General features: G+C 66.6%; 14 protein-coding genes. 4 read left to right on the top strand and 10 right to left on the bottom strand.

From position 1 onward, the window contains the following. Positions 1-16 precede the first annotated feature (16 nt). From U5A57_RS17295 to U5A57_RS17285, 3 genes are all read right to left on the bottom strand, one after another. Positions 17-322, bottom strand: a complete 306-nt coding sequence (locus U5A57_RS17295; RefSeq protein WP_321912806.1) for an urease subunit beta — start codon at positions 320-322, stop codon at positions 17-19. Between the two features lie 17 nt (positions 323-339). Further along, complete coding sequence (ureA, locus tag U5A57_RS17290; protein ID WP_017773123.1) at positions 340-642, bottom strand: urease subunit gamma; 303 nt, start codon at positions 640-642, stop codon at positions 340-342. 234 nt (positions 643-876) lie between these two features. After that, positions 877-1,782, bottom strand: a complete 906-nt coding sequence (locus tag U5A57_RS17285) for an urease accessory protein UreD (RefSeq protein WP_321912804.1) — start codon at positions 1,780-1,782, stop codon at positions 877-879. A 251-nt stretch (positions 1,783-2,033) separates the two neighbouring features. On the opposite strand from U5A57_RS17285, the gene U5A57_RS17280 reads away from it, so the two are divergent. Continuing rightward, positions 2,034-3,101 (top strand): purine nucleoside permease, encoded by a 1,068-nt coding sequence (locus U5A57_RS17280; protein WP_321912802.1) that lies wholly within the window; start codon positions 2,034-2,036, stop codon positions 3,099-3,101. Positions 3,102-3,168: 67 nt separating this feature from the next. On the opposite strand, the gene urtE is transcribed toward U5A57_RS17280, so the two are convergent. The 7 genes from urtE to U5A57_RS17245 form a co-directional block, all read right to left on the bottom strand. Then, positions 3,169-3,864: an urea ABC transporter ATP-binding subunit UrtE gene (gene urtE / locus U5A57_RS17275; RefSeq protein WP_321912799.1), complete on the bottom strand. Its 696-nt coding sequence runs from the start codon at positions 3,862-3,864 to the stop codon at positions 3,169-3,171. A gap of 21 nt (positions 3,865-3,885) precedes the next feature. Then, on the bottom strand, positions 3,886-4,737 hold the full coding sequence (gene urtD / locus U5A57_RS17270; RefSeq protein ID WP_415774641.1) for an urea ABC transporter ATP-binding protein UrtD: 852 nt from the start codon (positions 4,735-4,737) through the stop codon (positions 3,886-3,888). A gap of 26 nt (positions 4,738-4,763) precedes the next feature. Continuing rightward, entirely contained in the window at positions 4,764-5,981 is a 1,218-nt protein-coding gene (gene urtC / locus U5A57_RS17265; RefSeq protein ID WP_321912795.1) for an urea ABC transporter permease subunit UrtC, read from the bottom strand. A gap of 1 nt (position 5,982) precedes the next feature. Beyond that, entirely contained in the window at positions 5,983-7,623 is a 1,641-nt protein-coding gene (gene urtB, locus U5A57_RS17260; RefSeq protein ID WP_321912794.1) for an urea ABC transporter permease subunit UrtB, read from the bottom strand. Between the two features lie 109 nt (positions 7,624-7,732). Continuing rightward, positions 7,733-9,037 carry an urea ABC transporter substrate-binding protein gene (gene urtA / locus U5A57_RS17255; RefSeq protein WP_321912792.1) on the bottom strand — a complete coding sequence of 435 codons (1,305 nt, stop codon included), beginning with the start codon at positions 9,035-9,037 and terminating at the stop codon, positions 7,733-7,735. Positions 9,038-9,492: 455 nt separating this feature from the next. Next, positions 9,493-9,816 (bottom strand): rhodanese-like domain-containing protein, encoded by a 324-nt coding sequence (locus U5A57_RS17250; protein WP_321912790.1) that lies wholly within the window; start codon positions 9,814-9,816, stop codon positions 9,493-9,495. 70 nt (positions 9,817-9,886) lie between these two features. Continuing rightward, the gene (locus U5A57_RS17245) at positions 9,887-10,540 is read right to left on the bottom strand and encodes a protein-L-isoaspartate O-methyltransferase (protein WP_321912788.1); all 654 of its coding nucleotides are present in this window, start codon (positions 10,538-10,540) and stop codon (positions 9,887-9,889) included. Between the two features lie 284 nt (positions 10,541-10,824). On the opposite strand from U5A57_RS17245, the gene U5A57_RS17240 reads away from it, so the two are divergent. The 3 genes from U5A57_RS17240 (at position 10,825) to U5A57_RS17230 (ending at position 14,500) form a co-directional block, all read left to right on the top strand. Then, entirely contained in the window at positions 10,825-11,898 is a 1,074-nt protein-coding gene (locus U5A57_RS17240; protein WP_321912786.1) for a LacI family DNA-binding transcriptional regulator, read from the top strand. A gap of 111 nt (positions 11,899-12,009) precedes the next feature. Then, complete coding sequence (locus U5A57_RS17235; protein WP_321912784.1) at positions 12,010-13,497, top strand: sugar ABC transporter ATP-binding protein; 1,488 nt, start codon at positions 12,010-12,012, stop codon at positions 13,495-13,497. Then, positions 13,478-14,500 carry an ABC transporter permease gene (locus U5A57_RS17230; protein WP_321912782.1) on the top strand — a complete coding sequence of 341 codons (1,023 nt, stop codon included), beginning with the start codon at positions 13,478-13,480 and terminating at the stop codon, positions 14,498-14,500. The genes U5A57_RS17235 and U5A57_RS17230 overlap by 20 nt, the downstream gene beginning before the upstream one ends. Positions 14,501-14,574: the final 74 nt, after the last annotated feature.

Below are 14,574 nucleotides of genomic sequence, written 5' to 3'. Positions count from 1 at the left end.
AATTCGCTGGCCGCGCTCAGAGCGGGCCCATTACGCGGCCGTTGAAGCCGTACACGGCGCGCTCTCCCGCGAGCGCCACGAGCTCCACGGTGCGCTCCTGTCCTGGCTCGAAGCGCACGGCCGTGCCCGCCGCAATGTTCAGGCGGAAGCCGCGTGCGGCTTCACGGTCGAACGCGAGTGCGTCGTTGACCTCGTAGAAGTGGAAGTGCGAGCCGATCTGCACGGGGCGGTCGCCCGTGTTCGCCACCTTCACGGTGACGGTCTCGCGGCCTGCGTTGAGTTCGATTTCGCCGTCGTCGATCAGCATTTCGCCGGGGATCATGGCTGGCTCCTCCCGGCTCAGGGGATCGGATGGTGAACGGTGACGAGCTTGGTGCCGTCGGGGAAGGTCGCTTCGACTTGAATGTCGGGGATCATCTCGGGCACGCCTTCCATCACGTCGTCGCGCGTGAGCAGCGTGGTGCCGTAGTGCATGACCTCGGCGACGGTCTTGCCGTCGCGGGCCGCTTCCATGAGCGCCGCGCTGATGAACGCGACGGCTTCCGGGTAGTTGAGTTTGAGGCCGCGGGCGCGGCGCCTTTCGGCGAGCAGCGCGGCGGTGAAGATCAGGAGCTTGTCTTTCTCGCGTGGCGTGAGCTTCATCGTTCTGGGTCGGTTGGGGCAAGGCTGTCGGCCCAGCTTACGGGAGCCGGGTTACGCGCAGCTTGCGGCCTCGCGCGCGGCGCGCACGAATCGATGCAAGCTCACAGCAAGGTGTGTGCCAATGAAGGGGACAGCGTGGACGCACCAATTTAAAGGTGATTTTGCACCGCGTTGGCGTTGCTGCGCTGCGTTACTGTGCGTAAAGGTGCTAAAGCGCACCGCCGCGGTGCGCGCTCAGGTCGTCCACAAGCGCAGCGGCGCGGCCTTCACGCCATGCACGAACGGACGCAGCGCCGTCCAGCACTGCGTGAGCGTGTGCTGCAGCGGTTCCATCGACCGCGCGACCACGCGCACGAGCAGGACGCCCGGTACGATGCAGGTCGCGCCCGATCGTTGCGCGTCGTCGAAGGGCAGGATCGCGGCGAGGTCTTGCGCGAGCGCCTCGTTGCACGCCGGGCCAATCGCCCACAGCACGCCGAACGCGGGGTAGCCCGCGAGCCCTTGCGGTGCGTCGCGCAGCGGGTCGTTGGCGTCGATGAGCGCGCGTTCGAGCCACAGCAGTTGATCGTCGCCGTCGCTTTCCGGCGCTGCGCGCGTCACGCGCGTGAGCGCCCGCACCATGCCCGCCGACCAGCGCTCGCCCGCGGCCTGGCGGCCTAGCTGCGTCGCATCCCAGCCAATGGCCGTGGCCCCCGCGCCGAGCGTGAGCGCGAATTCGAGTTCGGCGTGGGCGTGATCGAACACGAGGTTGTTCTGCGGCAGCCAGTCGAGCTTCGCGCCGGCGCCCACGCGCACATTGATGCGCTGGCGCGCCACACGGCCGTTCGACTTGTACCACTTGGTCGCGCCCGGCGTGGTGAGTACAGCGTGAGCGCCATCGCCCACGTTCACGTCGATGTCGAGCCGGTCGCCGCCAGCAATCCCCGCGGGCGGATGCACGATCACCGCGTGGCAGATCGCATCGCCTTCTGGGTAGAGCGGCCGTTGCACGCGCAACGGACCCGCGTGCAGGCGATGGGTGAGCGCGGTGCGCGCGCCCTGGCGCTCGAAGCCGAGTTCGAGTTTCGCGGCCCATTCCTGATGCGCGGTGCTGCGAAACGTGGTGTTGGCGAGTGAGGCGTGATCGACGTGGAGCGTCATGCGTAGTGAAGGGGAAGAGGCGAACAATGGCGTGCAGGATAGCACGCTCGCCCACGCGCGCTGGTCACGCGCGAGGGCACTTGCGCGCCGGAAACGATGGCATTTTTTTCTCCGCCTATACTCACTTTCGCCTGCGCGGCTCACGCCCAGGCCCCACGCTGCACGCCGAAAAACAAGCATGACATCCGTCGACAACACGGCACGCGATTCACTTCTCGCAACCGCAGTTCTTAAACAAGGTGGGGCCTCTTATGCTAAATCGTGCTTTTGGTGCGGTGCTTTCGTCGCTATTCATGGCCGGCGCGGCCGTTGCGCCGGTCGTCGCGCATGCCGACGACAGCTTCTCGCAGGACGACGGCGGCTCGCATGGCCGTCCGGTCAAGGTGATGATCATTTCGATGTTCGGACCGGAAGGCCAGGTATGGCTCGATCATCTCGGACCGTGGCAGGACATTACGGTCGCCGGTCTGTCTCCTGACTACCCGGCCGTGCACTGCAATCGCCAGGACGTGTGCGTGATGACGACGGGCATGGGGCACGCAAATGCCGCCGCGTCGATCATGGCGCTGACGTTCTCGCCGCGTTTCGACCTGCGCCGTACGTACTTCATGGTGGCGGGCATCGCCGGTATCGACCCGGGTCAGGGCACCGTCGGTTCCGCTGCGTGGGCGAACTGGCTCGTCGACTTCGGCATTCAGTGGGAGATCGACGGACGCGAAATTCCCCAGGGCTGGAACACCGGCTATCTCGGCATCAACACGACGGGCCCGACGCAAAAGCCGCCGCTCGACTATCGCACGGAAGTGTTCCAGCTCAATCCGGCGCTCTCGAACGCGGCCTTCGCGCTGTCGCGCAGCGTGACGCTGACCGATGACGCGCAGGCACAAGCCGCCCGCGCCAAATACAGCTATGCGCCCGCGAACCGACCGCCCACCGTCCTCCAGTGCGACACGCTTGCGGGCGATACCTGGTGGTCGGGCACGGACCTCGGCGAGCGCGCGCGGCAATGGACGAAGATCCTGACCGACGGCAAGGGCACCTATTGCACGACGCAGCAGGAAGACAACGCCACGTTCGAGGCGCTCACGCGCGCGGCGACCGTGAAGCGCGTCGACCTGAACCGCGTCGCGGTGCTGCGTGCGGGGTCGGACTTCGACCGGCCGTACGCGGGCCAGACGAGCGCCGACAATCTGCTCAACTACGCATCGCAGGGCGGCTTCTCGATCGCGATCGGCAACCTGTACCTCGCGGGCAATCCGCTCGTGCAGGACATCGTCACGCATTGGGGCGAGTGGCGCGACGGCGTACCCAAGCGGTAGCGCGTTCGCGCGTGCCATCCTGTCTGCCTGGCAAAAGACAGGATGGCAGCACAAACCTTGATGTCCCTTATACGGCGATCAACTCCCGCACGCCATCCGCATCCATGTTTGCCCCGGCGCCGCCCGCCACGATTTCGCCTCGGCTCATCACCCAGTAGCGGTCCGCAATGGCCTTGGCGAAGTCGTAGTACTGCTCGACCAGCAGCACCGTCATGTGCATCTCTTCCACGAGCCTGCGCAGCGTGCGGCCGATGTCCTGGATGATCGAAGGCTGAATGCCTTCGGTAGGCTCATCGAGAATGAGCAATTGCGGATCGCTCATCAGCGCGCGGCCGATGGCGAGCTGCTGCTGCTGGCCGCCCGAGAGGTCGCCGCCACGCCGCGCCTTCATGTCCTTGAGCACGGGAAAGAGTTCGTAGATATGCGCGGGCACGGCGGAAGGCATGCGTTTCTTGCTCGCCGCGCCCACCAGCAGATTCTCTTCGACGCTCAAACGCGGAAAGATATCGCGCCCTTGCGGCACGTAAGCGAGGCCCTGCGCCACGCGCGCATGTGTGGGCAGCTTCGTGAGCGCCTCGCCGCGCCAGGCGATCGCGCCGTTTTTCGTCGGCACGACGCCCATGAGGCAGCGCAGCAGCGTGGTCTTGCCCACGCCGTTGCGCCCGAGCAGCACGGTGAGTTCGCCCTCGGGCACCGTCATCGAGACATTGCGCAGGATGTGGCTGCCGCCGTAATACTGATTCAGCGATTCGATAGTTAGCATGGCTGATATTGTCGATGTGGCCTAGCGGCCCAGATACGATTCGATCACCGTCTCGTCGCGCTTGACTTCGTCGAGCGTGCCGTGCGCGAGCACGCTGCCTTCGGCCATCACCGTCACGCGGCCCGTTTCGCCCGCGAGCGCCGCGACGAACTCCATGTCGTGCTCGACCACCATCATCGAGCAGGTGCCGCGCAGGCGGTTGAGCAGCGTGGCGAGTTCCATGGTTTCGTCGTCGGTCATGCCTGCGGCGGGCTCGTCGAGCAGCAGCAGTTGCGGCTTTTGCATGAGCAGCATGCCGATTTCGAGCCGCTGCTTCTGGCCGTGCGAAAGCTCGCCCGCGAGGCGCCGCGCGTCGCTCTCGAGCCGGATCACTTCGAGCGTTTCCTCGATCTTCGCCTGCGCCTCGCGCCCAAGGCGCGCGCGCAGCGTGGCGAACCAGCCCTTGTCGGCTTTCATCGCGAGTTCGAGGTTCTCCCATACGGGATGCTGCTCGAACACCGTGGGCTTCTGGAACTTGCGGCCAATGCCCGTGCGCGCGATGGCGGGCTCGTTCATACGCGTGAGGTCGAGCGTCTGGCCGAGGAACACCTTGCCCGAGTCGGGCGAGGTCTTGCCGGTGATGACATCCATCATCGTGGTCTTGCCCGCGCCGTTCGGGCCGATCACGCAGCGCAGCTCGCCCACGTCGATTACGAGCGACAGCTTGTTGAGCGCCCGAAAGCCGTCGAAGCTCACGGTCACGTCTTCGAGGTAGAGGATCGTGCCGTGCGAGATATCGATCGCGCCGGGCTCGACTACGTGCCCGAGATCCGCCACACCCGAGAGGGCGAGTTCGTCGTGCTTGAGGGCGTCGTCGAACGGGTTGTGGTTCAGCGGGTCGTTGAGCAGGATATGTCCGTTCATGGGCGTTCGCTCCGCGAGGTGGTCCGCGCATGGGTCCGGTCAGAGATCCGGTTCCGGATGAGTTCGATGAGACCCATGATGCCGTTGGGCAGCAGCAGCGGCACGAGCACGAACATCAGGCCGAGGAAGAACAGCCAGTACTCGGCGAAATGCGCGGTGAAGAAGCTCTTCGCGCCGTTCACGGCGAAGGCGCCGATGATCGGCCCGATCAACGTGCCGCGTCCGCCCACGGCCACCCAGATCGCCATTTCGATCGAATTGCCGGGCGACATCTCGCTCGGGTTGATGATGCCGACCTGCGGCACGTAAAGCGCGCCCGCAATGCCGCACAGAATGGCCGAGACGGTCCACACGAACAGCTTGTAGCCAAGCGGGCTGTAGCCGAGAAACATGAGGCGGGTTTCGCCGTCGCGCACGGCGGTCACCACGCGCCCGAGCTTCGAGGTGACGATGGCCCGCGCGCCGAGAAACGCGAGTACGAGCACGGCGAACGTCAGCAGGAACAGCACGGTGCGCGTGCCTGGATGCGTGATCGGCATGCCCGCAATGCGCTTGAAGTCGGTGAAGCCATTGTTGCCGCCGAAGCCCGTTTCGTTGCGGTAGAACAGCAGCATCGCGGCGAACGTCATGGCCTGCGTGATGATCGAGAGGTAGACGCCTTTCACGCGCGAGCGGAACGTGAAGAAGCCGAATACCCACGCGACCATGGCGGGCACGAGCACGACGAGCAGGAGCGCATACCCGAGGTGCTCGGTGCCCTGCCAGTACCACGGCAGCGCGTGCCAGTCGAGAAACACCATGAAGTCGGGCAGGTCGCTGCCGTACTTGCCGTCGTGACCGATTTCGCGCATGAGGTACATGCCGATGGCGTAGCCGCCCAGCGCGAAGAACAGGCCGTGACCGAGGCTCAGAATGCCGCAATAGCCCCACACGAGATCGAGCGCGAGCGCCGCGATCGCGTAGCACATGAGCTTGCCGCCCAGCGTCATGGCATAGGCGGAAAGATGCAGCGCACTCGATTGCGGCAGCACCAGCGCGCAAAGCGGCACGCCCACGCCGATCGCGAGGATCAGCACGATGAGCGCGAGCCATGCGCGCGGCGAGAGCAGGGCGGGGCGCGCGGGCAAGCCGAGGGCGAACGTTTCCGCGTCGCCGCCAGGGCCATGCGATGCGCCCAGCGTGTGACGCGCGGAAGAGGAAGTGACGCTCGTCATGTCATGCCTCCGCGCTGCGGCCCTTGAGGGCGAAAAGCCCCTGCGGACGCTTCTGGATGAAGAGCACGATCAGCACCAGCACGGCGATCTTCGCGAGCACGGCGCCCCAGAACGGCTCGATGGCCTTGGAGACGAGCCCGAGGCCGAAGCCGCCGATCACGGTGCCCGCGATCTGCCCGACGCCTCCCAGCACCACGGCCATGAACGAATCGATGATGTAGCTCTGGCCCAGATCGGGACCGACGTTGCCGATCTGCGAGAGCGCGCAGCCGCCGAGGCCCGCCACGCCCGCGCCGAACGCGAAGGCCCACGCATCCACACGCGCGGTGCGCACGCCCACGCACGCGGCCATGCGGCGGTTTTGCGTGACGGCGCGCACGAAGAGGCCGAGACGCGTTTTCGTGAGCACGGTCCACGCAATGCCCACCACGATCAGCGCGAAAGCGAGGATCGCGAGACGGTTATACGGCAGGATGAGGTTGGGCATGACGGTCACGCCACCGCTCATCCACGAAGGGTTTTCGACCTGCACGTTCTGCGCGCCGAAGATCATGCGCGTGGCCTGAATGAGAATGAGGCTGATCCCGAACGTGGTGAGCAGCGTTTCGAGCGGGCGGCCGTAAAGATGGCGGATCACGAGCCGCTCGATCACGGCGCCGACGAGCGCCGCGGCGACGAACGAAGCGGGAATCGCGAAGAGCGGATACCAGTCGAACGCGCCGGGCGCATAGCGCTGCACGAGCGTTTGCACGACATAGGTTGCGTACGCACCGATCATGAGGAACTCGCCGTGCGCCATATTGATGACGCCGATGAGCCCGTAGGTGATGGCAAGACCGAGCGCCGCGAGCAGCAGCACGCTGCCGAGCGACAGGCCCGCGAACAGCGTGCCGAAGATCTCGCTGCGGCGCTGGATCGAATCGAGCGCGTCGATGCCTTGCTGGGCGGCGGCGCGCACATCGGCATCGGGCTCGTTGTACGCGCCGCTCGCGTTCTTCGCGACGAGCGGGCGCAACAGTTCGTACATGTCGAGGTCGTGCCGCGCCGCGACGAGCTTCGCCGCTTCGAGACGCGTGGCCGTGTTCGGATCGTGCAGCGCCGTCATGGCCCAGAGCGTGTCGAGGCGGCGCTTGAGGGTGGGGTCGGTTTCCTGCGCGCGCGCGGCGTCGATCATCGGCTTCATGGCCGGGTCGGGGTTCTTCAGCAGTTCCGCGATGGCGGCTCGACGCGTTTCCAGGTCTGGCGAGGCGAGTTGCAGGCCCGACACTGCGCCCGCCACCTTCGAGCGCAGGATGTTGTTCAGCGTGATGGGCTGCGCGCTCGACGCGACGTTTGCGGCGACGGGCTTGCCCGTTGCGGCGTCGCGCGCATTCTCGCCATCCTGCACGAGCACTTCGCCGGAATCGGTCGCCGTGACGTTGTCGTCAGCGAGCGCTTTCAGGAGCGCCAGCGAGGCGGCGTCATGCGTGGCGATGAGCTTGTCGATGGCCGCGGATTTCGCGTCGAAGTCGTCGCCGCCAAGCGGCGCGACGTCGGCTGCATCGAGTGCGTGTGCGCCAGTGCATAGCGCCGAAAAGAGCGCAGCCGCGGCGAGCGCGTGGCGCAAGCCCGCGCGCGCGTACCTCGGGAGTGAGAGAGCCATGATGTTTTCTTTTGGTGCGGACCGCGGCAACGGTCAGGCCGTTACGCCGCGTGTCCGTAGACAGAGCACGCAAGCGCACGCCGCGGTGCGGCGCTTGCGAAGGGCAACGTCAGGCTACGCGCGAGCGGCGCAGGAAGGCGGGCAGTGTGGTCGAGGTGACCACGTCAGGCTTGCCTTCGTTGCCGGCGATGAACGGGCTCCACGGTTGCGCGCGGATGGCGGTCTTCGTTTTCCACACCACATTGAACTGACCGTCGCCGCGAATCTCGCCGATCATGACCGGCTTGTGCAGGTGATGGTTGCCGTCCATCGTGAGCGTGAAGCCCGAGGGCGCCGCCACGGTCTGGCCGATCATCGCCACGCGCACCTTGTCGACGTCGGTGCTCTTCGCCTTTTCCACGGCTTGCTTCCACATATGGATGCCCACGAAGGTCGCTTCCATCGGGTCGTTGGTCACGCGCTTGGCGCCGCCGGGCAGGTTGTTCGTCTGCACCCAGGCTTCGAACTGCTCCTTGAACTTCGTGTTGCTCGCGCCCTTCACCGACATGAAGTAATTCCACGCCGCGAGGTGTCCCACGAGCGGCTTCGTGTCGATGCCGCGCAGTTCTTCCTCGCCCACGGAGAACGCGACCACGGGCACGTCGGTCGCCTTGATGCCCTGATTGCCGAGCTCCTTGTAGAACGGCACGTTCGAGTCGCCGTTGATGGTCGAAACGACGGTGGTCTTGCCGCCTTGCGAGAACGTCTTGATGTTCGCGACGATGGTCTGATAGTCGCTATGGCCGAACGGCGTGTAGACCTCCTGAATATCGCTGTCGCTCACGCCCTTCGAGTGCAGGAACGCGCGCAGGATCTTGTTGGTCGTGCGCGGATACACATAGTCCGTACCGAGCAGGAAGAAGCGCTTCGCGCCGCCGCCTTGCGCGCTCATCAGGTATTCCACTGCGGGAATGGCCTGCTGGTTGGGCGCGGCGCCCGTATAGAACACGTTGCGCGACATCTCTTCCCCTTCGTACTGCACGGGGTAGTAGAGCAGGCCGTTCAGTTCCTCGAACACCGGCAGCACCGACTTGCGCGACACCGAGGTCCAGCAGCCGAACACGCAGGCCACCTTGTCTTGCGTGAGGAGTTGACGCGCCTTTTCGGCGAAGAGCGGCCAGTTGGAGGCCGGGTCGACCACCACGGGCTGGATCTGACGCCCCATCACGCCGCCATTCTTGTTGATGTCGGCAATCGTCATCAACGCGGTGTCTTTCAGTGAGGTCTCCGAAATGGCCATCGTGCCCGAGAGCGAATGCAGGATGCCGACCTTGATCGGCCCGCTGCCGGTGTCCGCGTGAGCGAACGGCATGCGCCCCGCTGCCGCGAGTGCGCCCGACATCGTCCCGAGTTTCAACAGACTGCGACGTTTCATTTTTGTGCCTCTTGTCCGTGAGTGAGTCGTGGGCCGTGGCGCGTGGTGGTTTGTCGTCTTGCGCGCCGCCCGGTGTGTGTGGCCTGTCTTGCGCACACCCTTCTGCAAGCGTTGTGCCAGCGCGAGGGGAAAGCACGAGGCTTGCCCCATAAGGCACGCGGCGATGCGAAGCGCATCGGTGCACGTGCGGCGGGCGGGCGATTGTGGTGCAGCGAGATGCATGTTCGGGCGCGCTGCATCGTGTCAGTGCGCGCCTGCATGAAGCGGGCCGACCGGGATCGCCAGGCACGCTGCATCGTTGTGCATGAGCGCAACGCTGGTGCTGCGCGAGGTGGACTGCGATGGAACGGAGGGGGAACTGTGCGGGAACGGAGTGGGAACTGGGCGAGCGGCCCAGAAATGACAAAGGGCGCGGCCTAAGCCGCGCCCTTTCGTCAAAGCTGGCGTGCGCCGGCTTAGTACGTTGGCACCTTGGGGTCGACCTGACGCGACCAGGCGTCGATGCCGCCTTGCAGGTTGAACACCTTCGTGTGGCCACGCGATTCGAGGAACATCGCCACCTGGGCGCTGCGCGCGCCGTGGTGACAAATGCAGACGATCTGCGCCTCGTCGTCCAGTTCCTCGCTGCGCGCGGGGATCTCGCGCATGGGGATCGACATGCTGCCGGCGATCTTTGCCGTTTCGATTTCCCACGGCTCGCGCACGTCGAGCAGCACGGGGGCCTCGCGGGTGGTGTCGGCAAGCCATTCGGCGAGGGCGGGGGCGGTCAGATTCTGCATGGAAGACTCGATCGGGTAAAAGGCCGGGCAACCATGAAAGACACCCGGCGATACAACGGGTTGGCTGCGCTCAGAACTTGAAGCGCGGCGGATGCACGGCGTTCTGCAGCGCTTCGACATACGTCTCGAATACGCCCGCAATGCGGAACTGCTTCTCGTCGATGCGCGTGATGATCTGCGCTTCCATGACCGGCGCGCCGCCCACGAAAGCGGCGAGACGCCCGCCCACCTTGAGCTGCTCGAGCAACTCCTGCGGCACGACCGGCAGGCCGCCGGAGACGCAGATCACGTCATACGGCGCATTCGCGGCCCAGCCGCGCGCGCCGTCGCCGACCACGACTTCGGCGTTCAGCACGCCGTTCTTGACGAAGTTCGCGCGTGCGAATTCGGCGAGTTCCGTATCGATTTCCACGGTCAGCACCTTCTGCGCGCGGTGCGCGAGCAGCGCCGCCATGTAGCCGGAGCCCGCACCGATTTCCAGCACGCTCTCGTGCTTCTTCACCGCGAGCTCCTGCAGCACGCGCGCTTCGACGCGCGGCGCCAGCATGTGCTGGCCGTTCGGCAGCGGCAGTTCGAGGTCGGCGAACGCGAGGGCGGTATAGGCCTCGGGGACGAAATGCTCACGCTTGACGATCGCGAGCAGGTTCAGCACGTCCTGGTCGAGCACTTCCCAGGTGCGAATCTGCTGTTCGATCATGTTGAAACGCGCTTGTTCGATGTTCATGGTGACTCGGCGTTGTGGTCGGGATCGGTTCGTATCAAAGCCCGGCAAAAAAGGCGTCGGGCAATCGGAGAATTGTAGCAAACCGGCTTCCGGCCCGGCCGCGCCACCGGCAGCGGGCGGGCGTTGCGGGGGCGCTAACGGATCGGTGTTTGTCCTGGCTTCGTGAGCCTTGCGATTTTGCGGTTCTCGTACCAAAAATGTAATCGATTACATCCGGCCGCGCCCGAAGGCCCCGCGCCTGCGCCGCCGCGCCGTTCCGAACCGGTCACGATCGCTTCTCGCCCATGCCCGCTCGCTCGTCCCGATCGCCGCAAGCGCAACACGAAGACGCCAGCGCCGCCAGCGCCGCCACCGCCGCGCGCGGCGGCTCGATCGCGGCGGTGGCGCAGCGCGCGGGCGTCTCGGTCGCGACGGTCTCGCGCGTGCTCAACGGCCACGCGAACGTGCGCGCCGCGACGCGCGAGCGCGTGCTCGCCGAAATCGAGACGAGCGGCTATCGCGTGAACGAACTCGCGCGCAACCTGCGCACCGCCGAAAGCCGCCTGCTGCTGACGATGGTGCCCGACTTCGGCAACCCGTTTTATGCGGAGATCGTGCGCGGCATCGACAGCGTGGCGCGCCAGCACGGCTTTTTCCTGCTGCTGTGCGACACGGGCGCCGACGCCGGCCGCGAGCGCAGCTACTTCGACCTGCTGCGCCGCCACCGCGCGGACGGGGCGATCTGCCTCGACCCGGCCACCGTCCAGCACGCGCTTGCGGCGGAATCGACGGCGTTGCCGTGGGTGGCCTGCTGCGAGTTCGATCCGGACGTGGGCGTGCCGTATGTGGGCATCGACAACTACCGGGCCGCACACGACGCCGTGCGGCATCTGATCGCGCGGGGGCGGCGGCGTGTCGCGCTGATCAACTCCGACGAGCACTATCTGTACGCGCAGCAACGCCGCGACGGCTGGCGCGATGCGCTCGGCGAAGCGGGCATCGCAGTGCGCGACGCCTGGCGCGTGAACGTGAACTGCCTCGACTACGACGCGGGCGCGCAGGCCGCCGCCGCGCTCATGCAGTTGCCCGCAGGCGAGGCGCCCGACGCGATTTTCGCGGTGTCGGACACGCTCGCGGTGGGGGTGCTCAACGGCTTGCGCGGCGCGGGGCGGCGCGTGCCGCAAGACGTCGCCGTGGTCGGCTTCGACGATATCGCGCTTGCCGCGCAGATCGATCCGCCGCTCACGACGATCGCGCAGCCCATGCGGGAGCTGGGCGAGACGGCCGCGCGGCTGTTGCTGCGGCGTTTCGCCGACCCGCGCGCGAGCGTGCCGGGCGTGCTGCTGCCGCACAGGCTGGTGGTGCGCGAGAGCGGGTGAAGTCGGCAGACGTCAGTGAACACATAGCAGGGGAGACCAGCGGAGCAGAGGCTGACGGCGCGAGCCGTCAGCCAAAACCCGCAGACAAGGCCACTGGAGGAGTGCACGCGCATGAGCGTCGCCGTGAAGTTCAACGACATCCGCAAGGACTTCGGTCCCGTGCGCGTGCTGCACGGTGTGAGCTTCGAGCTTGCGCCGGGTCGCATTCACGGGCTGCTGGGCGAGAACGGCGCGGGCAAGTCCACGCTCATGAAGATCCTCGCCGGCTACGAAGAAGCGAGTGCGGGCGAGATGCTGGTGGACGGCGTGCCGCGCCGCTTCGAAGGCTCGCGCGAAGCCGAGGCCGCCGGCATCGTGCTGATCCACCAGGAGTTCAACCTCGCCGAGCACCTGACGATCGCGCAGAACATCTTCCTCGGCCACGAAAAGCGCAAAGGCTGGCTCGTGGACGACGCCGCCATGCGCCGCGAGGCGCGCGAACTGCTCGCGCAGGTGGGGCTCGCGCGCGACCCGGGCGTGAAGGTGCGCGAGCTGATCGTCGCCGAAAAGCAGCTCGTGGAGATCGCCAAGGCGCTCTCGCGCCACGCGCGCCTGCTCATCATGGACGAGCCCACGGCCACGCTCACGCCCGCCGAAACCGCAGGGCTTTTCGCGCTGATGACGAAGCTGCGCGCCGCCGGCACGACGCTCGTCTACATCTCGCACAAGCTCGACGAAGTGGAGCGCATCACCGACGACGTGGTCGTGATGCGCGACGGGCGCTTCGTGGCCGCGAGCGCGACGGCGGGGCTCGCGCGCCAGCAGATGGCGAACCTTATGGTGGGCCGCGACGTCTCCGACATGTTTCCTGAGAAAAGCGCAGCGAGCGCGGATGCGCCTGTCGCGCTGCGCGTGACGAATCTCGCCGTGCCGGGCTGGGTCGAGGATCTCTCCTTCGAGGTGCGCGCGGGCGAGATTCTCGGCTTCGCGGGGCTCGTGGGCGCGGGGCGCAGCGAGGCGTTCGAGGCGATCGTGGGCTTGCGCCACCGGCACGCGGGCGAGATCGAGATCGACGGCCGCGCCGTGACGCTGCGCCACCCGCGCGACGCGATGCGCCACGGCCTCACGTACCTGAGCGAAGACAGAAAAGGACGCGGCCTGCACATGAACCTCACGCTGCAGGACAACCTCACGCTCATGACGCTCGAGCGCTACGGCCATCCGCTGCTCGACCTCAAGGCGGCCCGCCGCGCGCTGGAAAAAGCGGTGCGCGAATTCGGCATCCGCACCGGCGACCTCGACAGCCGCGCGCGCATGCTCTCGGGCGGCAACCAGCAGAAGCTCGCGCTCGCCAAGTTCCTGCAGCCCGACCCGCGCGTGATCGTGCTCGACGAGCCCACGCGCGGCGTGGACGTGGGCGCGAAGCGCGACATCTATTTCCTGATCCAGCGGCTCGCGGCCTCGGGGCGCGCGGTCGTCGTGATCTCGTCCGAACTGGTCGAGCTGATCGGCCTGGCGCACCGCGTGGCCGTGATGCGCGCGGGCCGGCTCGTCGCCACGCTCGGGCGCGAACATCTGAACGAAGAGGAGCTGATCGCTCATGCAACCGGCACCCACTGATGCACCGTCCGAAGGCCGTGGCGCGCGCTCGGCCGCAGCGCGTTTCGTGCATCGGCTCGCGGGCGTCGGGCCGCTCATCGGCCTGATCCTGCTGTGCGTGCTCGGCACCCTGCTGAACCGCGATTTCGCCACCGCCGGCAACCTGCTCAACGTGCTCACGCGCACCTCGTTCATCGGCATCATTTCCGTGGGCATGACGTTCGTGATCATTTCGGGCGGCATCGATCTTTCGGTCGGGTCGATGGCCGCGCTCATCGCGGGCGTGATGATCTGGGTCATGAATACGCTGGCCGCGAGCGACCATGCGTTTGCCCCTTTGGCCATCGTCGCGATCGGCATTGCGATTGCGCTCGTGCTCGGCGCGGTGTTCGGGCTCGCGCATGGTTTGCTGATCACGCGCGGGCGCATCGAGCCGTTCATCGTGACGCTCGGCACGCTCGGCATCTTCCGCTCGGTGCTCACGTGGCTCGCCGACGGCGGCGCGCTCACGCTGCAGAACAATCTCGTCGATCTGTACGGCCCGGTGTATTACGCGAGCCTCTTCGGCATTCCGGTGCCCGTGTGGGTGTTCGCGCTCACGGCAGCGGGCGGCGCGCTCATTCTGAACCGCACCGCGTTCGGGCGGCACGTGCAGGCGATCGGCTCGAACGAGCAGGTCGCGCGCTATGCCGCGATCCGCGTCGATCGCGTGAAGTGCGCAACCTACGTGCTGCTGGGCGTGTGCGTGGGCGTGGCGACCGTGCTCTATGTGCCGCGCCTCGGCTCCGCCACGCCGACGACAGGCTTGCTGTGGGAGCTGGAGGCGATCGCCGCCGTGGTGGTGGGCGGTACCGCGCTCAAGGGTGGCGAAGGGCGCGTTGCGGGCACCGTGGTCGGCGCGGTGCTGCTCTCGGTCATCGCCAATATTCTCAATCTCACGAGCATCATCAGCGTGTATCTGAATGCGGCGGTGCAGGGCGTGGCGATCATCGCCGTGGCCTTCCTGCAGCGCGGCAGACGATAAGGATGGCGAAGCAGATCTGGCAAGGCAGTCGGGAAGTCGAAGGAGGCAGCGAAAACTCAACGCAAGAACGGGCG

This window comes from Paraburkholderia sp. J11-2 (assembly GCF_905220185.1).
GTDB lineage: Bacteria > Pseudomonadota > Gammaproteobacteria > Burkholderiales > Burkholderiaceae > Paraburkholderia.
Note: the sequence above shows the minus strand (reverse complement) of the source record. Positions and strands in the feature narration are given on the sequence as shown.

Excerpts from the sequence above, each read along its gene's own strand:
- U5A57_RS17230 (WP_321912782.1), top strand. The coding sequence starts at position 13,478 with ATGCAACCGGCACCCACTGATGCACCGTCCGAAGGCCGTGGCGCGCGC.
- U5A57_RS17285 (WP_321912804.1), bottom strand. The coding sequence starts at position 1,782 with ATGACGCTCCACGTCGATCACGCCTCACTCGCCAACACCACGTTTCGC.
- U5A57_RS17280 (WP_321912802.1), top strand. The coding sequence starts at position 2,034 with ATGCTAAATCGTGCTTTTGGTGCGGTGCTTTCGTCGCTATTCATGGCC.
- urtC (WP_321912795.1), bottom strand. The coding sequence starts at position 5,981 with ATGACGAGCGTCACTTCCTCTTCCGCGCGTCACACGCTGGGCGCATCG.
- U5A57_RS17295 (WP_321912806.1), bottom strand. The coding sequence starts at position 322 with ATGATCCCCGGCGAAATGCTGATCGACGACGGCGAAATCGAACTCAAC.
- urtE (WP_321912799.1), bottom strand. The coding sequence starts at position 3,864 with ATGCTAACTATCGAATCGCTGAATCAGTATTACGGCGGCAGCCACATC.
- ureA (WP_017773123.1), bottom strand. The coding sequence starts at position 642 with ATGAAGCTCACGCCACGCGAGAAAGACAAGCTCCTGATCTTCACCGCC.
- U5A57_RS17235 (WP_321912784.1), top strand. The coding sequence starts at position 12,010 with ATGAGCGTCGCCGTGAAGTTCAACGACATCCGCAAGGACTTCGGTCCC.
- urtB (WP_321912794.1), bottom strand. The coding sequence starts at position 7,623 with ATGGCTCTCTCACTCCCGAGGTACGCGCGCGCGGGCTTGCGCCACGCG.
- U5A57_RS17245 (WP_321912788.1), bottom strand. The coding sequence starts at position 10,540 with ATGAACATCGAACAAGCGCGTTTCAACATGATCGAACAGCAGATTCGC.
- U5A57_RS17240 (WP_321912786.1), top strand. The coding sequence starts at position 10,825 with ATGCCCGCTCGCTCGTCCCGATCGCCGCAAGCGCAACACGAAGACGCC.
- urtA (WP_321912792.1), bottom strand. The coding sequence starts at position 9,037 with ATGAAACGTCGCAGTCTGTTGAAACTCGGGACGATGTCGGGCGCACTC.
- U5A57_RS17250 (WP_321912790.1), bottom strand. The coding sequence starts at position 9,816 with ATGCAGAATCTGACCGCCCCCGCCCTCGCCGAATGGCTTGCCGACACC.